16 protein-coding genes and 1 tRNA gene are annotated in these 17995 nt (G+C 60.2%); 5 read left to right on the forward strand and 12 right to left on the reverse strand.

Translation table 11 applies throughout. The features are described from left to right. Nucleotides 1-3: 3 nt before the first annotated feature. Nucleotides 4-79, reverse strand: a tRNA-Glu gene (locus QFW87_RS22030). 393 nt (nucleotides 80-472) lie between these two features. Here QFW87_RS22030 and QFW87_RS22035 point away from each other — a divergent pair. Continuing rightward, nucleotides 473-1231: a hypothetical protein gene (locus QFW87_RS22035; protein WP_283188881.1), complete on the forward strand. Its 759-nt coding sequence runs from the start codon at nucleotides 473-475 to the stop codon at nucleotides 1229-1231. Between the two features lie 155 nt (nucleotides 1232-1386). Here QFW87_RS22035 and QFW87_RS22040 read toward each other — a convergent pair whose 3' ends face one another. The 3 genes from QFW87_RS22040 to QFW87_RS22050 form a co-directional block, all read right to left on the reverse strand. Next, on the reverse strand, nucleotides 1387-3351 hold the full coding sequence (locus QFW87_RS22040; RefSeq protein ID WP_283188882.1) for a methyl-accepting chemotaxis protein: 1965 nt from the start codon (nucleotides 3349-3351) through the stop codon (nucleotides 1387-1389). A gap of 108 nt (nucleotides 3352-3459) precedes the next feature. Beyond that, nucleotides 3460-4851, reverse strand: coding sequence for a PLP-dependent aminotransferase family protein (locus tag QFW87_RS22045; protein WP_283188883.1), 1392 nt, complete (start codon nucleotides 4849-4851; stop codon nucleotides 3460-3462). A 182-nt stretch (nucleotides 4852-5033) separates the two neighbouring features. Further along, nucleotides 5034-5795, reverse strand: coding sequence for an SDR family oxidoreductase (locus QFW87_RS22050; protein WP_283188884.1), 762 nt, complete (start codon nucleotides 5793-5795; stop codon nucleotides 5034-5036). A gap of 235 nt (nucleotides 5796-6030) precedes the next feature. Here QFW87_RS22050 and QFW87_RS22055 point away from each other — a divergent pair, with 235 nt between their 5' ends. Further along, nucleotides 6031-7035, forward strand: coding sequence for an NADP-dependent oxidoreductase (locus QFW87_RS22055; protein WP_283181287.1), 1005 nt, complete (start codon nucleotides 6031-6033; stop codon nucleotides 7033-7035). 132 nt (nucleotides 7036-7167) lie between these two features. On the opposite strand, the gene pyrF is transcribed toward QFW87_RS22055, so the two are convergent. Next, nucleotides 7168-7866 (reverse strand): orotidine-5'-phosphate decarboxylase, encoded by a 699-nt coding sequence (gene pyrF / locus QFW87_RS22060; RefSeq protein ID WP_178122744.1) that lies wholly within the window; start codon nucleotides 7864-7866, stop codon nucleotides 7168-7170. Nucleotides 7867-8159: 293 nt separating this feature from the next. Here pyrF and QFW87_RS22065 point away from each other — a divergent pair, with 293 nt between their 5' ends. The 3 genes from QFW87_RS22065 (at nucleotide 8160) to QFW87_RS22075 (ending at nucleotide 11066) form a co-directional block, all read left to right on the forward strand. Further along, the gene (locus QFW87_RS22065; RefSeq protein WP_283181288.1) at nucleotides 8160-8918 is read left to right on the forward strand and encodes a response regulator; all 759 of its coding nucleotides are present in this window, start codon (nucleotides 8160-8162) and stop codon (nucleotides 8916-8918) included. Then, nucleotides 8918-9970 carry a HAMP domain-containing sensor histidine kinase gene (locus tag QFW87_RS22070; protein ID WP_283188885.1) on the forward strand — a complete coding sequence of 351 codons (1053 nt, stop codon included), beginning with the start codon at nucleotides 8918-8920 and terminating at the stop codon, nucleotides 9968-9970. Before QFW87_RS22065 ends, QFW87_RS22070 begins: the two co-directional genes overlap by 1 nt. A gap of 247 nt (nucleotides 9971-10217) precedes the next feature. Further along, nucleotides 10218-11066 (forward strand): EF-hand domain-containing protein, encoded by an 849-nt coding sequence (locus QFW87_RS22075; RefSeq protein ID WP_283181290.1) that lies wholly within the window; start codon nucleotides 10218-10220, stop codon nucleotides 11064-11066. 142 nt (nucleotides 11067-11208) lie between these two features. Here QFW87_RS22075 and QFW87_RS22080 read toward each other — a convergent pair whose 3' ends face one another. The 7 genes from QFW87_RS22080 to QFW87_RS22110 all read right to left on the reverse strand — a co-directional run bounded on the left by QFW87_RS22080 (nucleotide 11209) and on the right by QFW87_RS22110 (nucleotide 17967). Then, nucleotides 11209-12264, reverse strand: coding sequence for an AI-2E family transporter (locus tag QFW87_RS22080; RefSeq protein WP_095132397.1), 1056 nt, complete (start codon nucleotides 12262-12264; stop codon nucleotides 11209-11211). Nucleotides 12265-12333: 69 nt separating this feature from the next. After that, complete coding sequence (locus QFW87_RS22085; RefSeq protein WP_283181291.1) at nucleotides 12334-13140, reverse strand: DUF4892 domain-containing protein; 807 nt, start codon at nucleotides 13138-13140, stop codon at nucleotides 12334-12336. 8 nt (nucleotides 13141-13148) lie between these two features. Next, nucleotides 13149-13808 (reverse strand): glutathione S-transferase N-terminal domain-containing protein, encoded by a 660-nt coding sequence (locus tag QFW87_RS22090; protein ID WP_056745055.1) that lies wholly within the window; start codon nucleotides 13806-13808, stop codon nucleotides 13149-13151. A gap of 50 nt (nucleotides 13809-13858) precedes the next feature. Then, a complete protein-coding gene (locus QFW87_RS22095) occupies nucleotides 13859-14713 on the reverse strand; it encodes an alpha/beta hydrolase (RefSeq protein ID WP_283181292.1) in 855 nt (284 codons plus the stop codon). Further along, entirely contained in the window at nucleotides 14710-15516 is an 807-nt protein-coding gene (locus QFW87_RS22100; RefSeq protein WP_283181293.1) for an alpha/beta hydrolase, read from the reverse strand. The genes QFW87_RS22095 and QFW87_RS22100 overlap by 4 nt, the downstream gene beginning before the upstream one ends. 307 nt (nucleotides 15517-15823) lie before the next feature. Continuing rightward, nucleotides 15824-16267, reverse strand: a complete 444-nt coding sequence (locus tag QFW87_RS22105) for a hotdog fold thioesterase (RefSeq protein ID WP_283181294.1) — start codon at nucleotides 16265-16267, stop codon at nucleotides 15824-15826. 32 nt (nucleotides 16268-16299) lie between these two features. Then, complete coding sequence (locus QFW87_RS22110) at nucleotides 16300-17967, reverse strand: AMP-binding protein (protein ID WP_283188886.1); 1668 nt, start codon at nucleotides 17965-17967, stop codon at nucleotides 16300-16302. Nucleotides 17968-17995: the final 28 nt, after the last annotated feature.

Raw genomic sequence — 17995 nt, forward strand, 5'->3', positions numbered from 1 at the left:
ATATGGCGTCCCCTAGGGGACTCGAACCCCTGTTACCGCCGTGAAAGGGCGGTGTCCTAGGCCACTAGACGAAGGGGACACACGTACAACATTCACTCCCTACCGCGTTTCGCTGTGTGCTTTACGCTGTAAGTGGCGCGCATTCTATGGATGGATTGAGGGGTCGTCAACCCCCAGATATAAATTTATTTAAATCAATGACTTCGCCCTGCTTTGAGACACTAATCGGGCTTTTCCGTCGCCCGGGGTTTGACGCCTATATTCTGACACCCGCCAAGACGTTATAGTCCACCTACGCCAAAGATGATGGCATTGTGCACCTCGCACGCTATTACTTATATAAGCAGGAACGCGGCCGATACAGGCAGTGCAGTAGCCGATTCAACTCGCTGAGTGGCGCTATGCGTCCCAATGCCAAGCCACTACACTCGCACGCGAACCCCATAAAGAGGTCTTACCGGTGACACCACTCATGATCACCCTGCTAGTCATAGCCGGGATCGCACTATTGATCGCCATTGGCTACATGAACCATGTGGTGGAAAACAATAAGCTGGAAAAGGCCCGCGCCAAGGTTGAGCTCAACGATCGTCTGCGTCGTTGCGGCGAAATCACCGAGACCTTTCCCGGCCAATTGATGACACCGGCACTCAAGCTGCTGTTGACCCGTCTGGAATTGAACGTCTGCCAACGCCTGCTCAATCTGGAAAAAACCAGCTCCAACCTCAAGGCACGGATTGGCGAACTGAGCGCCTTGGTCGGCCAGGGCGAATCGATCCCGGTCAACAACCCGCCGGCACCGATCCAGACCGAAGCCAAAGCTAAAGACGTACGCTTCCTGCTCGAAGCCATGCACGGCCAAATCACCCGCGCCGCACAGGACGGCTTCCTGCCAACCAACGAAGCCAAACGCTGGATCCGCGAAGTTCGCCACCTCCTGGTCCTGCTGCACATCGAATTCTTCAACAACCTCGGCCAGCACGCCCTGCAACAGAACCAGCCCGGCCAGGCCCGCCTGGCATTCGAGCGCGGCGTGCAATACCTGCGCAAACAACAGGAACCCCAGGTCTACGCCGAACAGCTGGAATACCTGGAAAAACTCCTGGCTCGCGCCAACGCACAAGTCATGGACAACATCGCCCCGGCAGAAGGCGAAGTGAACCAGCTGACCGAAGGCCTCAAAGACGTCGAGGCCGATGCGGACTGGAAGAAAAAAGTGATCTACGACTGATCACAAAAAACAGAGAAGCCACCAACAGGTGGCTTTTTTTTTGCGTTGAGTTTGGCGTGCCCCCCCCCCTAAAAAAACAGGTCGGCCGTCAGGCCGCCATCGCGGCGATGCGGCGACCCGACAAGCCCGGCTCCCACAGTTGATAGGTATACGCCTCAGAGCCGAAAGTGCCCCACCATCCCCTTCAACTCAACCCCCAACTGCGCCAACTCAATACTGGAAGCCGCATTCCCCTGCATCGCCAACGAAGACTGATCTGCACTCGCCCGGATACTCGTGACACTGCGATTAATCTCCTCAGCCACTGAACTCTGCTCCTCGGCAGCCGCTGCAATCTGCTGGTTCATCTGCTGAATCAAAGACACTGCCGCTGCGATACTCCCCAGCGCACTCTCAGTCTGCAACGCATCACTCACCGCCAGCTTCACCAGCTCGCCACTGTTCTGAATCTGCTGAACAGAAGACTGAGCCGCCGAACGCAAGGCACTCACCAGTCGCTCAATCTCCTCGGTAGACTGCTGAGTACGCTTGGCCAGTGCCCGCACTTCATCGGCCACCACCGCAAAGCCCCTGCCCTGCTCGCCGGCTCGAGCCGCCTCGATCGCGGCGTTGAGAGCCAACAGATTGGTCTGCTCGGCCACACTCTTGATGACGCTCAGCACTGTGCCGATGTTCTGGATTTCCGCACTCAAACTTTCGATGCTCGAACTGGCCGAGGTGGCGGAATCTGCCAACTGTTCGATCCGCGCCATGCTCTGGCGCACCACCTGCTGACCACTTTCAACCTTGCCGTCAGCTGTCTGCGCCGCCTGAGCGGCCTCCTCCGCGTTGCGCGCAACGTCGTGCACGGTGGCGGTCATCTGATTCATCGCGGTAGCGACCTGTTCGGTTTCTTCCTTCTGGCTGCTGACTTCAAGATTGGTCTGCTCGGTCACCGCCGATAGTGACTGCGCTGAACTGGCCAACTGTTCGATACCCGCCTGCAAACCGCTGACAATACTGCTAAGCCCCGCGCCCATCTGCTGCATGGCCTGCATCAGCTGCCCGATCTCATCACGACGGGTCACTTCAACCGTCGCACTCAAATCGCCAGAGGCAATCTGTTGAGCAACACGGATCACGCTGCGCAGCGGTGCCACGATCAACCGGGTAATCACCCAGGCCGCAATCAGCCCGACCAGCAACGCCAGCGCCGAGGAACCGATGATCAGCAGCGAGTTCTTTTTCAGCTCCGCCTGCATCGACTGGTCTTCGGCGACATAGGCCTGGTCCACCCGCTCCACCACCTGAGCGGCGCGCTGATGCAGCTGTTGATAAACGGTTTTTTCCTGCGCCAGCAGGCCGGTGTACTCGGCGAGTTTTTCGCTGAATCCGCCAATGTGCCCGACCACTTCATTGAGGACCGTCTGGTAACCCTCATCCTTGACCGTGGTTTTCAGCTGCTCGGCCTGCGTCAGTGCCTGGTCGGCCTGCTCGATCTTGCCCTGCCCTGCGCTGTCGTCGCCCTTTCGGCTCAGGTCCAGGCGCACACGCGCTTCGTTCATGGCTTGCAACATCAACCGCGACACCTGGCTGACCTGATTGGCCTGTTCGATAAACTGCCCACCGTCCTTGCCTTCGGATTCCTTCAAGGTATAAGCGCCGTCATCGGCCAACCCGGCCTGCAACACGTCGAGGTTATTGGCCACGCTGGACACCGACCAACTGGCCATCTCCAGTGCTAGGTCCTTGGCCTGGCTGAGCGAGACGAACTCGTCAAAGGCCTTTCGGTAAGCCCCCAAAGACTGCTCGACGTCATTCATCACCGGCACGTTGGCCGCAGACGCCGCTTTCAGTTGGGTCGCCAGGGCGATCAGGCCGTCAACGCCCTCGCGCAGCGCATCGGCGGTTTTCGGGTTGCCGTGCAAGGCGTATTCCTGCTCGAGCAGTCTCACCTTGAGCAAACCGCTGTTGAGCGACGACATCTGCTTGAGCCCATCGAAGCGCTGGCTGATGGTTTGCAAGGACCATACGCCGATGGCCGCCACCAAGGCGGTCAACAGCAGCACCAGTACAAACCCGACACCCAGTTTTTTCGCCATACCGAGGTTGGCAAAACGTCCTTGCACGGCCGAAATCATTGCACTTAGTCCCCTGACATAGTCTGTTGACGCAGATTCGCAACGGGCCTGTATCAACACAAGTCTCCGGCGTCGGAATAATGGCAAATAGCTACGCCCACGTCGTTTTCAGAACGCTTGAGGTCGATCCCGAGCGGTGGCCTGAAAAAACGCCCGGGCTCGCGGATCACAGGCATAGGCCACATTGATACGCTGCCAGCCACTGGCCTCTGCGGTGGGACTGAATGCCGTCGCTGAAGACAACAGGACACCGAAGCGCTGGGCTTGTTTGCGCACCTGAGCGTAGTCGGACATCCGCGATCGCGCCCAGATGAACAGGCCTCCAACCGGCTTGCCGAAAACCTCCCATTCGGCGTCTTCAAGCACTTGCAACGCAGCCTCCCTGTCATTGCTCAAACGCTGGCGCTGGCGCTGGACCAATTTGCGGTAGGCACCGCTGGCTAAAAGGCTTGCCAGCACCGACTCGCAAAACCGTGAAGCGCCCATGCTGCTGATCATCTTGACCTCGGCCAGCCGCGAAATAACCCCGGCGCCGGCCACTACAAAACCGACCCGCAACGAACTGCTGAGGGTTTTGGAGTAGCTGCCGACGTAGATCACGTTGTCATCGATACCCAACGCAGCGAGGCGCGTACCGGGGCCGCTGTGCAAATCCGCATAGACGTCGTCTTCGATCACCAGAAGGCCATAAGTTTTGGCTAATTGCAGAACCCGCTGCGCCACCGCCGGCGCCAGGCTGCTGCCAGTGGGATTGTGATAGAAGCTATTGATAAAGATCCCGCAGGGCCTGTACTTAACCAGCAGTGCCTCAAGCACTTCAATGTCCGGTCCGTGCGGGGTTCGTGGCACCTCGATCATGCTGACACCGTGCAGCCTGAGCAAATCGAACAGCAAGGAATAACCGGGACTCTCCACCACCACGCAATCACCCGGCTTGAACAAGGTCCGCACGATCAGGTCCAGCCCCTGACTGGCCCCCGCCGTTGTCAGGATCCGGCTTTCCTCCACCACGATATCCAGCTGTTTCAGGCGTTTGTGGATCTGCTGGCGCAAGGCTGGCAGGCCCAGCGGCGTGCTGTAGCTGAACAGGCCGGCCATGTCGGTGCGACTGACCTGACGGATCGCGTAGCTCAAGTCGTCAGTTTCGCGCCAGCTCTCGGGCAGTCCGCCACACCCCAGTTTGAGTTCGCCCGAAGTGCCGCCCTGCTTCGTTTCTACCCCCTCGAACCAGGGGCAGTCCTGTTGCCCTTGAGCGGCCGGCGCTGGCATGGCGACAATGAAACCGGCGCCATGACGCGACGCCAGCACTCCTTGAGCCACCAGACGCTCACAGGCCTCAACGACGCTGGACTGACTGAGCAAATTGATCCGGGCGATTTGCCGCACGGAAGGCAAACGCGTCCCCGGCGGCACCTCGCCACGGCGAAGCCAGCAGGCTAGTGCGTCGACGATTTGCTGTACGACCGGCACCATTGCCTGTCGATCGATTCTCAACTCCATGAGCAAGCAAACTCCTGTCCGTTTTGCGGGAAACAGTTAATCACAGGATTGGTCGATCAGCTGTGCGACAACGCCGCTAAAACCGTCGGTTCTAACCATTTGAAACACATTGCCCAGCCCCGTTAAGGAACCGAAAAAAAACCCGCACAAATGCGGGTTTTTTCCTACGCTGCAGTGCTTGGTCAGAATGCCGTGACGCCACCGTCTACCGCCAGCGAGTGCCCCGTGGTGAACGCTGCGCCGTCGCTGCACAGGTACAACACCGCACTGGCGATTTCCTCGACCTTACCGATGCGCCCGACGGGGTGCATGGCATTGGCGAATTCACCTTTCTTCGGGTCGGCTTCATAGGCACGGCGGAACATGTCGGTGTCGATCACTGCCGGACACACCGCGTTCACGCGAATCTTTTTCTTGGCGTATTCGATGGCCGCCGATTTGGTCAAGCCGATCACCGCATGTTTCGACGCCGCGTAAATACTCATCTTCGGCGCCGCTCCGAGGCCGGCTACCGATGCGGTGTTGACGATTGCACCGCCGCCCTGGGCCAACAGTAATGGCAACTGATACTTCATGCACAACCAGACGCCTTTGACGTTGACGCCCATGATCGCGTCGAACTCATCGACCGTGCCTTCGGCCAACTTGCCTTTCTCGATCTCGATGCCCGCGTTGTTGAAGGCATAGTCGAGACGGCCGTAGGTACTGACCACTTCGTCCATCAGATTTTTTACATCGCTTTCCAGTGTGACGTTGCAGCGCACGAAGGTGGCTTCGCCGCCAGCGGTACGAATCAGCGCCACCGTGCCCTCACCACCTGCCACGTCTAGGTCGGCCACTACCACTTTCAAGCCTTCAGCGGCGAACGCCTGGGCGGTCGCGCGGCCAATGCCATTGGCGGCGCCCGTTACAACGGCGACCTGGCCAGAAAACGTCATGCTCATTGTTATGTCCTCGAAGAGAAGATGCAGGGGATCGCGTGTTCTCAATCTAGCCACAAGGGCCTGCGGCGCGGCAGCACTATCAGAAGGCCGGTTGGGTACCCATGAGTGATAGTGATAAAACCGCCCGCTCGACTATCACTGCACTGGATCGATGTGCATTCGCCGCATCAGCCAAACTTGCGGCATCGTTCATGAAGGTCTATCAACAAGTCTTCATTCATCTTGAGTGCCTGTCATGACTACCCAGACCAATCGCCAGTTCCTGCTCGCCAAACGTCCGGTGGGCGCGGCGACCCGCGAGACCTTCACCTATCAAGAAGTACCGGTCGGCGAACCGGTTGCGGGTCAGATCCTGGTCAAAAACGAATACCTGTCCCTGGACCCGGCCATGCGAGGCTGGATGAACGAGGGCAAGTCCTACATCCCGCCGGTCGGTATCGGCGAAGTGATGCGCGCATTGGGCGTAGGTAAAGTCGTTGCCTCGAATAATCCGGGCTTCGCGGTCGGGGACTACGTCAACGGTGCCTTGGGCGTGCAGGATTACTTCCTCGGCGAGCCACGAGGTTTCTACAAGGTCGATCCGAAACTGGCGCCTCTGCCGCGCTATCTGTCTGCACTGGGCATGACCGGGATGACCGCATATTTCGCCCTGCTCGATGTCGGCGCGCCAAAGGCTGGCGACACCGTGGTGCTGTCGGGCGCGGCCGGTGCGGTGGGCAGCATTGCCGGGCAGATCGCCAAGATCAAAGGTTGCAGGGTAGTCGGCATTGCCGGGGGCGCGGACAAGTGCCAGTTCCTGATCGACGAACTGGGTTTTGACGGCGCCATCGATTACAAAAACGAAGACGTCCACGCCGGCCTCAAGCGCGAATGTCCGAAAGGCGTCGATGTGTATTTCGATAACGTCGGCGGCGACATTCTCGACGCGGTGTTGAGTCGTCTGAACATGAAGGCGCGGGTGGTGATCTGTGGCGCCATCAGCCAGTACAACAACAAGGAAGCGGTCAAAGGTCCGGCCAACTACCTGTCGCTGCTGGTCAACCGCGCGCGGATGGAAGGTTTTGTGGTGATGGACTATGCCACGCAGTTCGCCGCCGCCGGACAGGAAATGGCCGGCTGGATGGCCAAGGGGCAACTCAAGAGCAAGGAAGATATTGTTGAAGGACTGGAGACGTTCCCGGAGACGCTGATGAAGTTGTTCAGCGGCGAGAATTTCGGGAAGTTGGTTCTGAAGGTTTAACCCGACATTTATAGTCGCCACAAAACCAATGTGGGAGCGAGCCTGCTCGCGAAAGCGGAGTGTCAGTCGACATCAATGTTGACTGATACACCGCTTTCGCGAGCAGGCTCGCTTCCACAGGTTTAGCGGCGTTTAGGCCAGTTCGGCTACCACAGCGGCGAGCGCCTTGGCCGGATCCGCGGCCTGGCTGATCGGACGGCCGATCACCAGATAATCCGAACCGGCATCCAGCGCCTGACGCGGGGTCAGAATGCGGCGCTGATCGTCCTGGGCGCTGCCCGCCGGACGAATCCCCGGGGTCACCAGTTGCAACGACGGGTGCGCCGACTTCAGGGCCTGAGCTTCCATAGCCGAACAAACCAGACCGTCCATCCCGGCTTTTTCCGCCAACGCGGCCAGGCGCAACACTTGCTCCTGCGGCTCGATATCCAGACCGATACCCGCCAGGTCTTCACGCTCCATGCTGGTCAGCACGGTCACGCCGATCAGCAGTGGTTTCGGACCGGTGCGCTGGTCGAGCACTTCGCGGCACGCGGCCATCATGCGCAAACCACCGGAGCAGTGCACATTGACCATCCACACGCCCATTTCCGCAGCCGCCTTGACGGCCATGGCGGTGGTGTTCGGGATGTCATGGAACTTGAGGTCCAGGAACACTTCGAAACCCTTGTCACGCAGGGTGCCAACGATTTCCGAAGCGCAGCTGGTGAACAATTCTTTACCGACTTTGACCCGGCACAGCTTCGGGTCCAACTGATCGGCCAGCTTCAGTGCGGCGTCACGGGTGGGGAAATCCAGGGCGACGATGATAGGAGTCTGGCAGGCGGACATGAGTGGGCTCTCAGGCAGGTCGAAATCGGCGCGCATTGTAGCGGAACCAGCGCCTCTGCGGGACCCGATGATCGGTAATTCGTCGAGGCGGCTCAAGCAAGACTAGCCCTTGCACCCATTGTGTCGAGTCAGATACACACATGACACGCCTGCAACACCCTTCAACGTTACCTTCGGCAGCCGCAACACGTCCTTACAGCACTTCCCGCCTCCGGGCCGGACGCCTATGCTGAAACCACAACCTCGCAGCCCATCTTTGTGGTTGGCAGCCTACCTGGCAGATGAACGCACACATGCACAACCTCCACGCACCTGTGAACGACGATCAAAAAGCGCCCGGCGATGACAAACGCTGGAGCATTCGCGCCCTGATCGTCGACGATGACGTCCCGATCCGCGAACTGATGATCGACTATCTGGCCCGGTTCAACATTCACGCCAGCGGCGTCACCGAAGGCGCCGCGATGCGCCTGGCGCTGCAAGCAGAGCATTTCGACGTGGTGGTGCTCGACTTGATGCTGCCCGGCGAAGACGGTTTGTCGCTGTGCCGCTGGCTACGCGCCGAATCGGACATCCCGATTCTGATGCTCACCGCCCGCTGCGAACCCACCGACCGGATCATCGGCCTGGAGCTGGGTGCCGACGACTACATGGCCAAGCCGTTCGAACCGCGAGAGTTGGTGGCGCGCATCCAGACGATCCTGCGCCGGGTACGCGACGATCGCACTGAGCAACGGGCCAACATCCGTTTCGACAACTGGCGCCTGAACAGCGTGCTGCGCCAATTGATCGCCGCTGATGGCCTGGTGGTGCCGCTGTCCAACGCCGAGTTCCGTTTGCTCTGGGTGTTCATCGAACGTCCGCGCCGGGTACTCAGCCGCGAACAACTGCTGGATGCCGCTCGCGGTCGCTCGATCGAAGCCTTTGATCGCAGCATCGACTTGCTGGTCTCGCGCCTGCGCCAGAAACTCGGTGATGACCCGAAAGCCCCGCAACTGATCAAAACCGTTCGCGGTGAGGGTTACCTGTTCGACGCCCGAGACATCGGCTGATGCGTGTGCGCTTCGATACGCTCTTCGGCCGCCTGTTTGGCATGCTGCTGGTGGCGATCATCCTGGCGCACTTGTTGGCGTTTTTCTGGTTTCACTATTACGGCCCGCCGCCCCCCCCTCCGCCGCCGGGGTTTTCCGAAAACTTCGACGGACAGCGCCCGCCAATGGACCCGCGCTTCGGAAATCGGCCACCGCGGCCGTGGTTCGGCGGCCCGTTGGTACCGCTGACCTTTCAACTGGTCTCGCTGATCATCGCCGCCTGGTACGGAGCCAAACTGCTGAGCCGACCGATCCAGCGCCTGAGCGATGCCGCCGAGCGACTGAGCGAAAACCTCGACAGCCCGCCGCTGGATGAGTCCGGCCCACGGGAAGCACGGCAAGCGGCGCACACCTTCAACAAGATGCAGCAACGCATTCGGGAACAGGTACAGCAACGCTCGCGGATGCTTGGCGCCGTCTCCCACGACCTGCGCACGCCGCTGTCGCGGCTCAAGCTGCGACTGGAGCAGATCGACGACAACAAACTGCAAGGCCAGATGCGCCAGGATCTGGACGACATGATTGGCATGCTCGACGCCACCCTCACTTACCTGCATGAACAGCGGACCAGTGAAATTGTGCAATGGATGGATGTGCAGGCGCTGGTTGAATCCCTGAGTGAAAACGCCCAGGACCAGGGCGCCGATGTTCTGACCAGCGGCCACTGCGCGCCGCTGCAAGTGCAGCCGATGGCCTTGCGTTCGTGCATCAACAACCTGCTGGACAATGCCCTGCGTTATGCCGGGCAGGCCATGATTACGCTTGAAGACACGCGCGAAACCCTGGTGATCCGGGTCATCGACCATGGGCCGGGTATTGCGGCGGATAAACGTGAAGCCGTGTTCGAGCCGTTCTTTCGTCTGGAAGGATCGCGCAACCGCAACTCCGGTGGCGTCGGACTGGGCATGACCATCGCCCGCGAAGCGGCCGAACGCCTGGGTGGGCAGTTGAGCCTGGAAGAAACGTCCGGTGGTGGCCTGACAGCAGTGATTTGCCTGCCTCGATCCGTGTAGCAGCTGGCGAAGCCTGCGTTCGGCTGCAAAGCAGTCGTAAATCGTGCCACATCAATCATCCTGAAACACCGCGATGGATCGTCTGGCGACTGCTGCGCAGCCGAACGCAGGCTTCGCCAGCTGCTACACGGATCTGTCGTGCTCTGTGTACCGCTTGGTACAAACCTCACATACCCACGACATCTTGCCCCTTGAGGCTGCATAAGCCGGTGCACCCACCGGCTATCCATTCCAAGGAGTGAGCGCAATGATCGGTAGCGTCAGCAGTTACACGAGCTATACCAGCACCAGCAGCACCACGACCAGCACCGCCCGCAACCAGCAATTTCAGAAAGAATTGCTCGCCAAACTCGACAGCAACAGCGACGGCGCGGTGGATCAGGATGAACTCAAGAGCGCCCTGTCGCAGAAAACCGACGACGGTCTGCTGGTCAGCCTGAGCAAGAATTTCGCCGACCTGGACAGCGACGACAGCGGCAGCCTGAGCAGTAAAGAGATGGCCGCGATGGCCCCTCCGCCGCCACCGCCACGGGACCAGGCACCGAACACCGAACTGGCTGACGCGCTGATCAGCGCCCTGGACGCCGACGGTGACGGCGCCATCAGCAGCGATGAACTGAGCAACGGCCTGGCAAACGCCGGCAGCAGCGCCAACAGCACAGAAATCTTCTCGTCTCTGGACAAGAACGAAGACGGCACTGTCAGCCAGGACGAACTCGCCGCCAGCCTCGCCCCGCCTCCGCCGCCCCCTCAACAAGTGTCCAGCGAAGAACTGTTCAGCCAGCTCGATGCGGACAGCGACGGCAGTGTCAGCGCCACCGAACTGACCAGCGCGTTGCAGACCAGCAGCACCTCATCGACCAGCACCGACACCAGCGCCGCGTTGCTCAAAGTGCTGGATAGCGACAGCAGTGGCGGCGTTAGCAGCGACGAGTTGAACGCGGCGTTGCAAGCCGGCCACGAGCGAAACACCGACAGCTCCACCGATCAGTCGAACGTGACCGAAGCCCTGAACAAAATGATCGCCAACCTGAGCAAGCAGTATTCGCTCGACAACGTGGCGACCGTGGGTAAGTACCTGAACGTCGCAACCTGAGTCAAAAGCATCGCGAGCAGGCTCGCTCCCACTGTTGATCTGCATTGATCACATAATTTGTTATCGATACAAAATCAATGTGGGAGCGAGCCTGCTCCGGGCGGCGTTCCGACGAAGGGGCCCTAAGCTTCAACCAAAAATCTCAGGGCCGGCGATCCTCAACCCGAGCCTGACTCTTGCTCCAGTCGTTCAGCAGGCTGTAAGCCACCGCCAACAACGTCGGGCCGATAAACAAGCCAATAAACCCGAAGGCAATCAGCCCGCCAAACACCCCGAGCAGGACAATCACCAACGGCAAGTTCCCGCCCCGGCTGATCAGGTACGGTTTGAGCACGTTGTCGACGCCACTGATGATGAACATCCCCCAAATTCCGAGGAACACCGCCATCCCGTACTCACCCTTCCAGGCCAGCCAGGCCGTGGCCGGAATCCACACCAGCGGCGGCCCCATCGGAATCAGGCTCAACAAAAACGTGACGATCCCCAGCACCAGCGCCCCGGGCACCCCGGCAATCAAAAACCCGATCAACGCCAGAACCGCCTGGGCCGCCGCCGTCCCTATCACGCCGTTCACCACCCGCTGCACCGTGCCCGCCACCAATTCAATGTAATACCCGGCACGGTCACCAATCAGACGTTCCAGCAACCCGTGAACAAACGCCGCCAGACGCGGCCCGTCACGGTAGAAAAAGAACACGAAGACGATACTCAACGTCAGCTCAAGTATCCCGCCGCCAATCTGCGCGCTGCGCGCCAGCAGCCAATTGCCGACCTGGCCCAGGTAAGGTTTGACCGCCAGCATCATCGCTGCGCCCTGCTGATCGATGCTGTTCCAGACCCCGACCAACCGCTCGCCCACCAAGGGAATACTGCCCAGCCAGGTCGGCGCTTCCGGCAGCCCGTCGACCTGCACATCCTTGATGAACGCCGTGGCATCGCGCACATGGTCCGCGAGGTTGAACCCCAGCCAAACCAACGGCAACGCCACCAGCAACATCCAGCCCAGCGTCAGCACTGCGGCCGCCAGAGATTCGCGACCATTAAGCAAACGCGTCAGCAAACGCATCAGCGGCCAGCTGGCAAACGCCAGCACCGCGCCCCAGAACAGCGCCGACCAGAACGGCGCCATCACCCAGAAGCTCGCGCCAAACAGCACCAGGAGCAGGATCTGCACCAATAGCCGATCGTTATTGATCATCTAAATCTCGAAAAAAGTCAGTCCGCCAAAGAGTAGGCGAACGCAGTGTCTGCGTTCGCCTGATAAAGCTTACCGCAACAGTTCGATGTGCAAGCCAGCGCCGTCGACACTGCCGGCTTCCATCCTGGCGGTACGCACACCCTGCCCGATCAGTGCCTGACGCCAGGCTTCGGCCTTCGGCCCCGAAACACTGACCCGCAACGTGGTGTCCAGATTCAGCCCACGAGAGATCAGGCGCAGCCAGGTTTCGTCAGGATCGCCGGTCAATTTGGGGAAATCGAGTTCACCGGTACTTTTGAGCTCTCGAAGCAAGGTTGCGGAAGTCGGCAGCAAATCACCCAGCGGCGCAGCGGCGTTGAACTGTTCGACGTGCAGATACGCTTTGCGATTGCCGCGCGTGATGCTGTAAAGCGCCACCAGCGTGTTGTCCTGTGGGGCCGCCAGGCGCAACAGCAAGTACGCTTGCTGATCATCAGCGCCATAAAGCTTGGCATTGCCAAAGACATCATTGGCCCACAGGCTGCTTTCGCCGCAATCACGGGCCTGGCACCAGAACAGCAACTGGGCGTCCTGCTTCTGCAAGGCTTCACGAGCGGCGGTGAAGGCCTCGGTGGAGGAATGCTCCGGTGGCAACTCGTAGGTCACCGAAGTGGTTTGCCCTCGGGCAGCGACCTGGCCGTCAAAGCGCAACTGGCCGCTGATTTTGCGGATCGAGCCCAGTGGATAGATCCGCTCAAGTTCGGCGACCGGACGATAGTCAACGATCTGCGCATCGGCCATACGCGGCACGATCGGTAGGTCCTGACTGCCCGGAATATCGGCGGCAAATAACAACGGACTGAAGCAACACAGCGCCAGCAGACTGAGTGAACGCATGGATAGACTCATCGGATCAGCATGGCCTGGGCACCCTTGATGATACTGGCGTCATCGATGCGCTCAGGCACCAGCAAACCGCGCTGTACCGCCGGACGCGCCTCCATGGTTGCCATCCAGCGCTGCAGGGCCGGCAAACCGTCGACCTCGACACCCGACCACTCATGGCCACGGACCCACGGATAAGTGGCGATGTCGGCAATGCTGTATTCACCGGCCAGAAACTCCACGGCTTGCAGGCGCGTGTCGAGCACTTCATAGAGGCGGCGGGTTTCATGTTGATAGCGGTCGATGGCGCCCTGGAGCTTCTCCGGGAAATAACGGAAAAACACGTTGGCCTGACCCTGCATCGGGCCGATTCCACCCATCTGGAACATCAGCCATTGCAGGACCACTGAACGCCCCTTGGGGTCTTTTGGCAGCAGTTTGCCGCTCAGTTCAGCCAGGTAAATCAGGATCGCGCCGGATTCAAACACGGCGAAATCGCCGTTGGCGCGGTCGACAATCGCCGGAATCCGGCCATTGGGATTGATCTTGAGGAAGCCCTCGGACTTCTGTTCCTTTTTGTCGAAACTCAAGGCGTGCACCGTGTAGGGCAGGCCGAGTTCCTCGAGCACGATAGAGACCTTGTGGCCATTCGGGGTCGCAGCGGTGTAGAGATCTATCATGGTTGTCTCCCATTTCAACCCGCCCAGCCTCGACAGTTGCCCGGCGCAAGTCAAGGAACGGCGAAAAACCGATTGAAACAGTCTGCGACAAGGTCGGCGCCGGGTTCGTCATTCAGGTGCAAATGATGACCGCCAGGCAGCTGTTCACGGCTAAAGGGTAGACGTTCCAGCAACTCGGGATGTTTGGCGAGCATGCCGTCGGCAGCCACCACCAGTTTTGCAGGACAACTGACCCGCTGGACGAAGGCCATCGCCTGTTCAGGAGTCAGACGCAGCGGCGACGGTAACGTCAGGCGGTTATCGGTGCGCCAGGTATAACCGCCCGGCACCGGCATCAATCCACGTTGGGCCAGCAGTTCTGCGGCTTCGCGACTGACAGCGACCAAGCCTTTCATGCGCGCCTCGATGGCCCGGTCGAGGGTGTTGTAGACCGGTTTGCGCTTCTCCCGCAAATCCAGCTGCGCTTGCAGGGCCATGCCCATCCGTTCGGCAGCGTTTTCGCCTTTGTCTGTAGGAGGAATGATGCCGTCGATCAACGCCAGATGGGTCACGCGCTCCGGCAACGAACCGGCCAGCACCAGCGAAACGATCGCGCCCATGGAATGCCCCAGCAGGCCAAAGCGCTTCCAGCCCAATTGCTCGGCCACTTGCAGCACGTCATGGGCGTAGTCCCACAGTGCGTAACCGGCACCGGTCGGCCGATGCCCGGAATGACCGTGACCGGCCATGTCCAGCGCGATAATGCGCAAGCCTTTGAGCTTCGGCGCCAGCCGGGCGAAGCTGTTGGCGTTGTCCAGCCAACCATGCAAGGCGATCACCGGCATGCCGTCTTCGGGGCCGAACAAGTGCGCTGCCAACTCGATGTGCGGCAGGCTCAGGCGAACTTCTTCAACGACGTTGCTCATGCGTAATCCTGTTGGCGGCGACCGTCCCAACGGCTGAACAGGTTCTTCAACAGCGTGGCCGTGTCCTGGGGACGTTCGAGGGGAAACATGTGGCCGCCCGGCATGGTCAGGGACTCGCCCAGCGGCAAGCGCCCCACGAGGCTTGCGTGATGGCGCATCACCACCCGACTCTTGTGCCCGCGAACCACCGCCAGCGGCACTTTCAGTTGCCGTGTGCGGCCGGGACTGGTGTGCGGCACGCCACGGTAGATACTGATTTCCGTGGCCGGGTCGAAGCGCAGGCGCAGCTTGTCGCCCACCTTGTGCAAGCCGTGTTGCAGGTAAGCGTCGAAGCACTCCGGGTCGAAACTGCGAAACAGGGTTTTGCCAGCGAAGTAGAGTCGGGCCGCTTCCAGATCAGCGAACTCTTCGCGCCGTCCCAATGTACGGCCGGCCGGGGTCAGGCGATCGATGAAACCGAAACGTTTGGCGGCGCGAATCACCCATTGATCAGCGCGGGTCAGCACCGGCGAATCAAGCATCACCACGCCGCGATAGAGCTCGGGACACCGCAACGCTGCGTGCAGATGCAGCACGCCACCGAAGGAATGGCCGACGCCCCACACCGGTTCCGGTTGCTGTTTGAGGTGATGGATCAGCTCATCGACCAGGTTGTACCAGTTGTCGTCCGCCGGAAAACGCGGGTCGTGGGCGTGCTGCTGCAGATGCGTCACCTGATACTCGGGCGCCAGCGCCGCGAACAACTTGCCGTAGGTGCCCGAGGGGAAGCCGTTGGCGTGGGCGAAAAATATCTGTTGCGACATACCGGTGATCCATCAACGAAAACAAGGGTTGATTGTCCGTAAGACGACGTCCTGCAGCAATGACCGTAAGTGCCAGGAATGATGACAGTCCGGTCATGGGAATGGCGTGTCAGATGAATCCACCCCTCACCCCAGCCCTCTCCCCAAGGGGGAGAGGGGTAAAGGGAGCAGATCTGCACTGGCTTCTAGACCTGAGTTCGACTCAATATCTCAGGTCGATGTAACTCGAAAGCACACCTCGGTCAGTCCCCTCTCCCTCCGGGAGAGGGTTAGGGTGAGGGGCGGCCTCAATTGAAGAAACACACTCTCAACGCGCCGGTGGATTCTCACCCAATGGCACTACCGCCATGGTCAACCGCGACACACAGCTAGCCTTCCCCTCATCGCTGCTCAACCGGATATCCCAAACATGTGTCGTGCGGCCAATGTGAATCGGCTTGGCTACCGCCGTGACCCGCCCACTGCGCAAGCCGCGCAAATGGTTGGCGTTGATTTCCAGGCCCACGCAGTAAAACTTGCTGGCGTCGATGCACAGGTAACTGGCCATCGAGCCGACCGTTTCGGCCAGCACCACCGAGGCGCCGCCGTGCAGCAAGCCGTAAGGCTGGTGAGTGCGATGGTCGATGACCATGCTCGCAGTCAGGGACTCGTCGTCGAAGGCTTCGAAGCGAATATCCAGCACGTCGCCGATGGTGTTTTTCTGGATTGCGTTCAACTGTTCAATGTTGGGATGGGTACGCCACAAGCTCATTGCTGACATCCTTTGTTGGTTTTATTCGTGACTCAATCCTGCCACAGCACCGCTTCGCTGCGCTCGCTCCATTCTTCGAAACGGGCACCGTAGGTGGCTTCTATCACGTTGCGTTTGATCTTCAGGGTCGGCGTCAGGAAGCCGTTTTCCACCGCCCAACTGTCCTTGACCACCACCAATCGATGCAGGCGCTCATGTTTATCGAGGACGCCGTTGACCTCCTCCAGAAGTTTTTCGAGGCTTGAATGCAGGCCCGCCCTCGCCGTTCCGCTGGCGTCCTGCTGACCGACCGCCGAGAGCACGCACAACCCCAGCGGCGCACTCAGGCCATCGCCCACCACGCACACCTGCTCGATGCGCGAATGCTCCGCCAGACGATTTTCGATCGGTGCCGGGGCGACGTATTTGCCTTTGCTGGTCTTGAATATTTCCTTCAGTCGCCCGGTCAGGCGCAAGTTGCCTTCGGCGTCCTCCTCGCCCTTGTCGCCGGTGCGCAGGAAGCCGTCCTCGGTGATGGTTTCGGCGGTTTTCTCAGGCTCCTTGAAATACCCGAGCATGGTCGCGCCGCTGCGCACCATGACCTCGCCCGACTCGGCGATCCGCACCTCGACCTCCGGGCAGGGCTTGCCGATCCAGCCGGGTTTGTTCTGGCCCGGCCGGCAAACGTGCGAATAGCCGCAGCTTTCGGTCATGCCGTAGACCTCCAGCACATCCAGCCCCAGTTTGCGGTACCACAGCAGCAAGGTCTGCGGCACTGGCGCGGCGCCGGACAAGGCGATGCGCAAGGCATCCAGCCCGAGCCCGGCAAGGACTTTGTGGCCGACCCGCTTGCCGATGATCGGCAGACCCAGCAGGAAGTCGAGGCGTTTTGCCGGGATCTTGCTGTACACGCCCATCTGGAATTTGGTCCAGATCCTTGGCACGCCGAACAACGCGGTAGGACGTGCGCGGCGCAAATCGGTCAGGAAGGTGTCGAGGCTCTCGGCAAAAAATACCGTTTGCCCGGTGTAGATCGACGCCAGCTCGACGAACATCCGCTCGGCGACATGGCACAGCGGCAGGTAGGACAGCAACCGATCTGACTCATTCAGGCCGAATAACTGCGTGCCGCGTGTGGTGGCAAACCCCAGATTGGCGAAACTGTGCATCACGCCTTTGGGCATGCCGGTGGTGCCGGAGGTGTAAATGATGGTCGCCAACTGGTCGGCGGACGGCTTGGGATCGTCCTGGATCGGTGAACTCTTTTGCAGGTCGACCCAGCTGAAATCGAACGTGCCGGTTGGATGCAACGGCAGGCTGATCGTCGGCAGATCGGGGCTGATCCCGCGAGACATGCCTGGCCAGTCATCGAGTTTGCCGATGAACACCAGCGCCGCTTCGGAATGTTCAAGGACCTGGGCCACGGTCTCGGCGGTGAGGTTCGGGTAGAGCGGCACCGACACATGACCGGCCATCCAGATCGCCAGGTCGGCGATGATCCAGTGCGCGCAGTTTTTCGAGATCAGGGCGACGTGGCTGCCTTGGGGCAATTCGCGCGCGCGCAACCAATGCGCGGCGCAACGCGCCTGATGACCGACGTCGGCCCAAGTCAGGGTCTCGACCTGTCCGCCGCCGATGGGCTGGACCAAAAAGCGCTGGTGGGGATGGCGCGCTTCACGCTCGTAGAAAACGTCCAGCGGCAAACGGAAAGCAGCAGGCATGCGACTCGCTCCTTTATTTTTGGTCTGG

The sequence above is a fragment of the Pseudomonas sp. PMCC200344 genome, assembly GCF_030053095.1.
In the GTDB taxonomy this organism is placed as follows: domain Bacteria; phylum Pseudomonadota; class Gammaproteobacteria; order Pseudomonadales; family Pseudomonadaceae; genus Aquipseudomonas; species Aquipseudomonas svalbardensis.

Excerpts from the sequence above, each read along its gene's own strand:
- QFW87_RS22035 (WP_283188881.1), top strand. The coding sequence starts at position 473 with ATGATCACCCTGCTAGTCATAGCCGGGATCGCACTATTGATCGCCATT.
- QFW87_RS22040 (WP_283188882.1), bottom strand. The coding sequence starts at position 3,351 with ATGATTTCGGCCGTGCAAGGACGTTTTGCCAACCTCGGTATGGCGAAA.
- QFW87_RS22045 (WP_283188883.1), bottom strand. The coding sequence starts at position 4,851 with ATGGAGTTGAGAATCGATCGACAGGCAATGGTGCCGGTCGTACAGCAA.
- QFW87_RS22050 (WP_283188884.1), bottom strand. The coding sequence starts at position 5,795 with ATGAGCATGACGTTTTCTGGCCAGGTCGCCGTTGTAACGGGCGCCGCC.
- QFW87_RS22055 (WP_283181287.1), top strand. The coding sequence starts at position 6,031 with ATGACTACCCAGACCAATCGCCAGTTCCTGCTCGCCAAACGTCCGGTG.
- pyrF (WP_178122744.1), bottom strand. The coding sequence starts at position 7,866 with ATGTCCGCCTGCCAGACTCCTATCATCGTCGCCCTGGATTTCCCCACC.
- QFW87_RS22065 (WP_283181288.1), top strand. The coding sequence starts at position 8,160 with ATGCACAACCTCCACGCACCTGTGAACGACGATCAAAAAGCGCCCGGC.
- QFW87_RS22070 (WP_283188885.1), top strand. The coding sequence starts at position 8,918 with ATGCGTGTGCGCTTCGATACGCTCTTCGGCCGCCTGTTTGGCATGCTG.
- QFW87_RS22075 (WP_283181290.1), top strand. The coding sequence starts at position 10,218 with ATGATCGGTAGCGTCAGCAGTTACACGAGCTATACCAGCACCAGCAGC.
- QFW87_RS22080 (WP_095132397.1), bottom strand. The coding sequence starts at position 12,264 with ATGATCAATAACGATCGGCTATTGGTGCAGATCCTGCTCCTGGTGCTG.
- QFW87_RS22085 (WP_283181291.1), bottom strand. The coding sequence starts at position 13,140 with ATGCGTTCACTCAGTCTGCTGGCGCTGTGTTGCTTCAGTCCGTTGTTA.
- QFW87_RS22090 (WP_056745055.1), bottom strand. The coding sequence starts at position 13,808 with ATGATAGATCTCTACACCGCTGCGACCCCGAATGGCCACAAGGTCTCT.
- QFW87_RS22095 (WP_283181292.1), bottom strand. The coding sequence starts at position 14,713 with ATGAGCAACGTCGTTGAAGAAGTTCGCCTGAGCCTGCCGCACATCGAG.
- QFW87_RS22100 (WP_283181293.1), bottom strand. The coding sequence starts at position 15,516 with ATGTCGCAACAGATATTTTTCGCCCACGCCAACGGCTTCCCCTCGGGC.
- QFW87_RS22105 (WP_283181294.1), bottom strand. The coding sequence starts at position 16,267 with ATGAGCTTGTGGCGTACCCATCCCAACATTGAACAGTTGAACGCAATC.
- QFW87_RS22110 (WP_283188886.1), bottom strand. The coding sequence starts at position 17,967 with ATGCCTGCTGCTTTCCGTTTGCCGCTGGACGTTTTCTACGAGCGTGAA.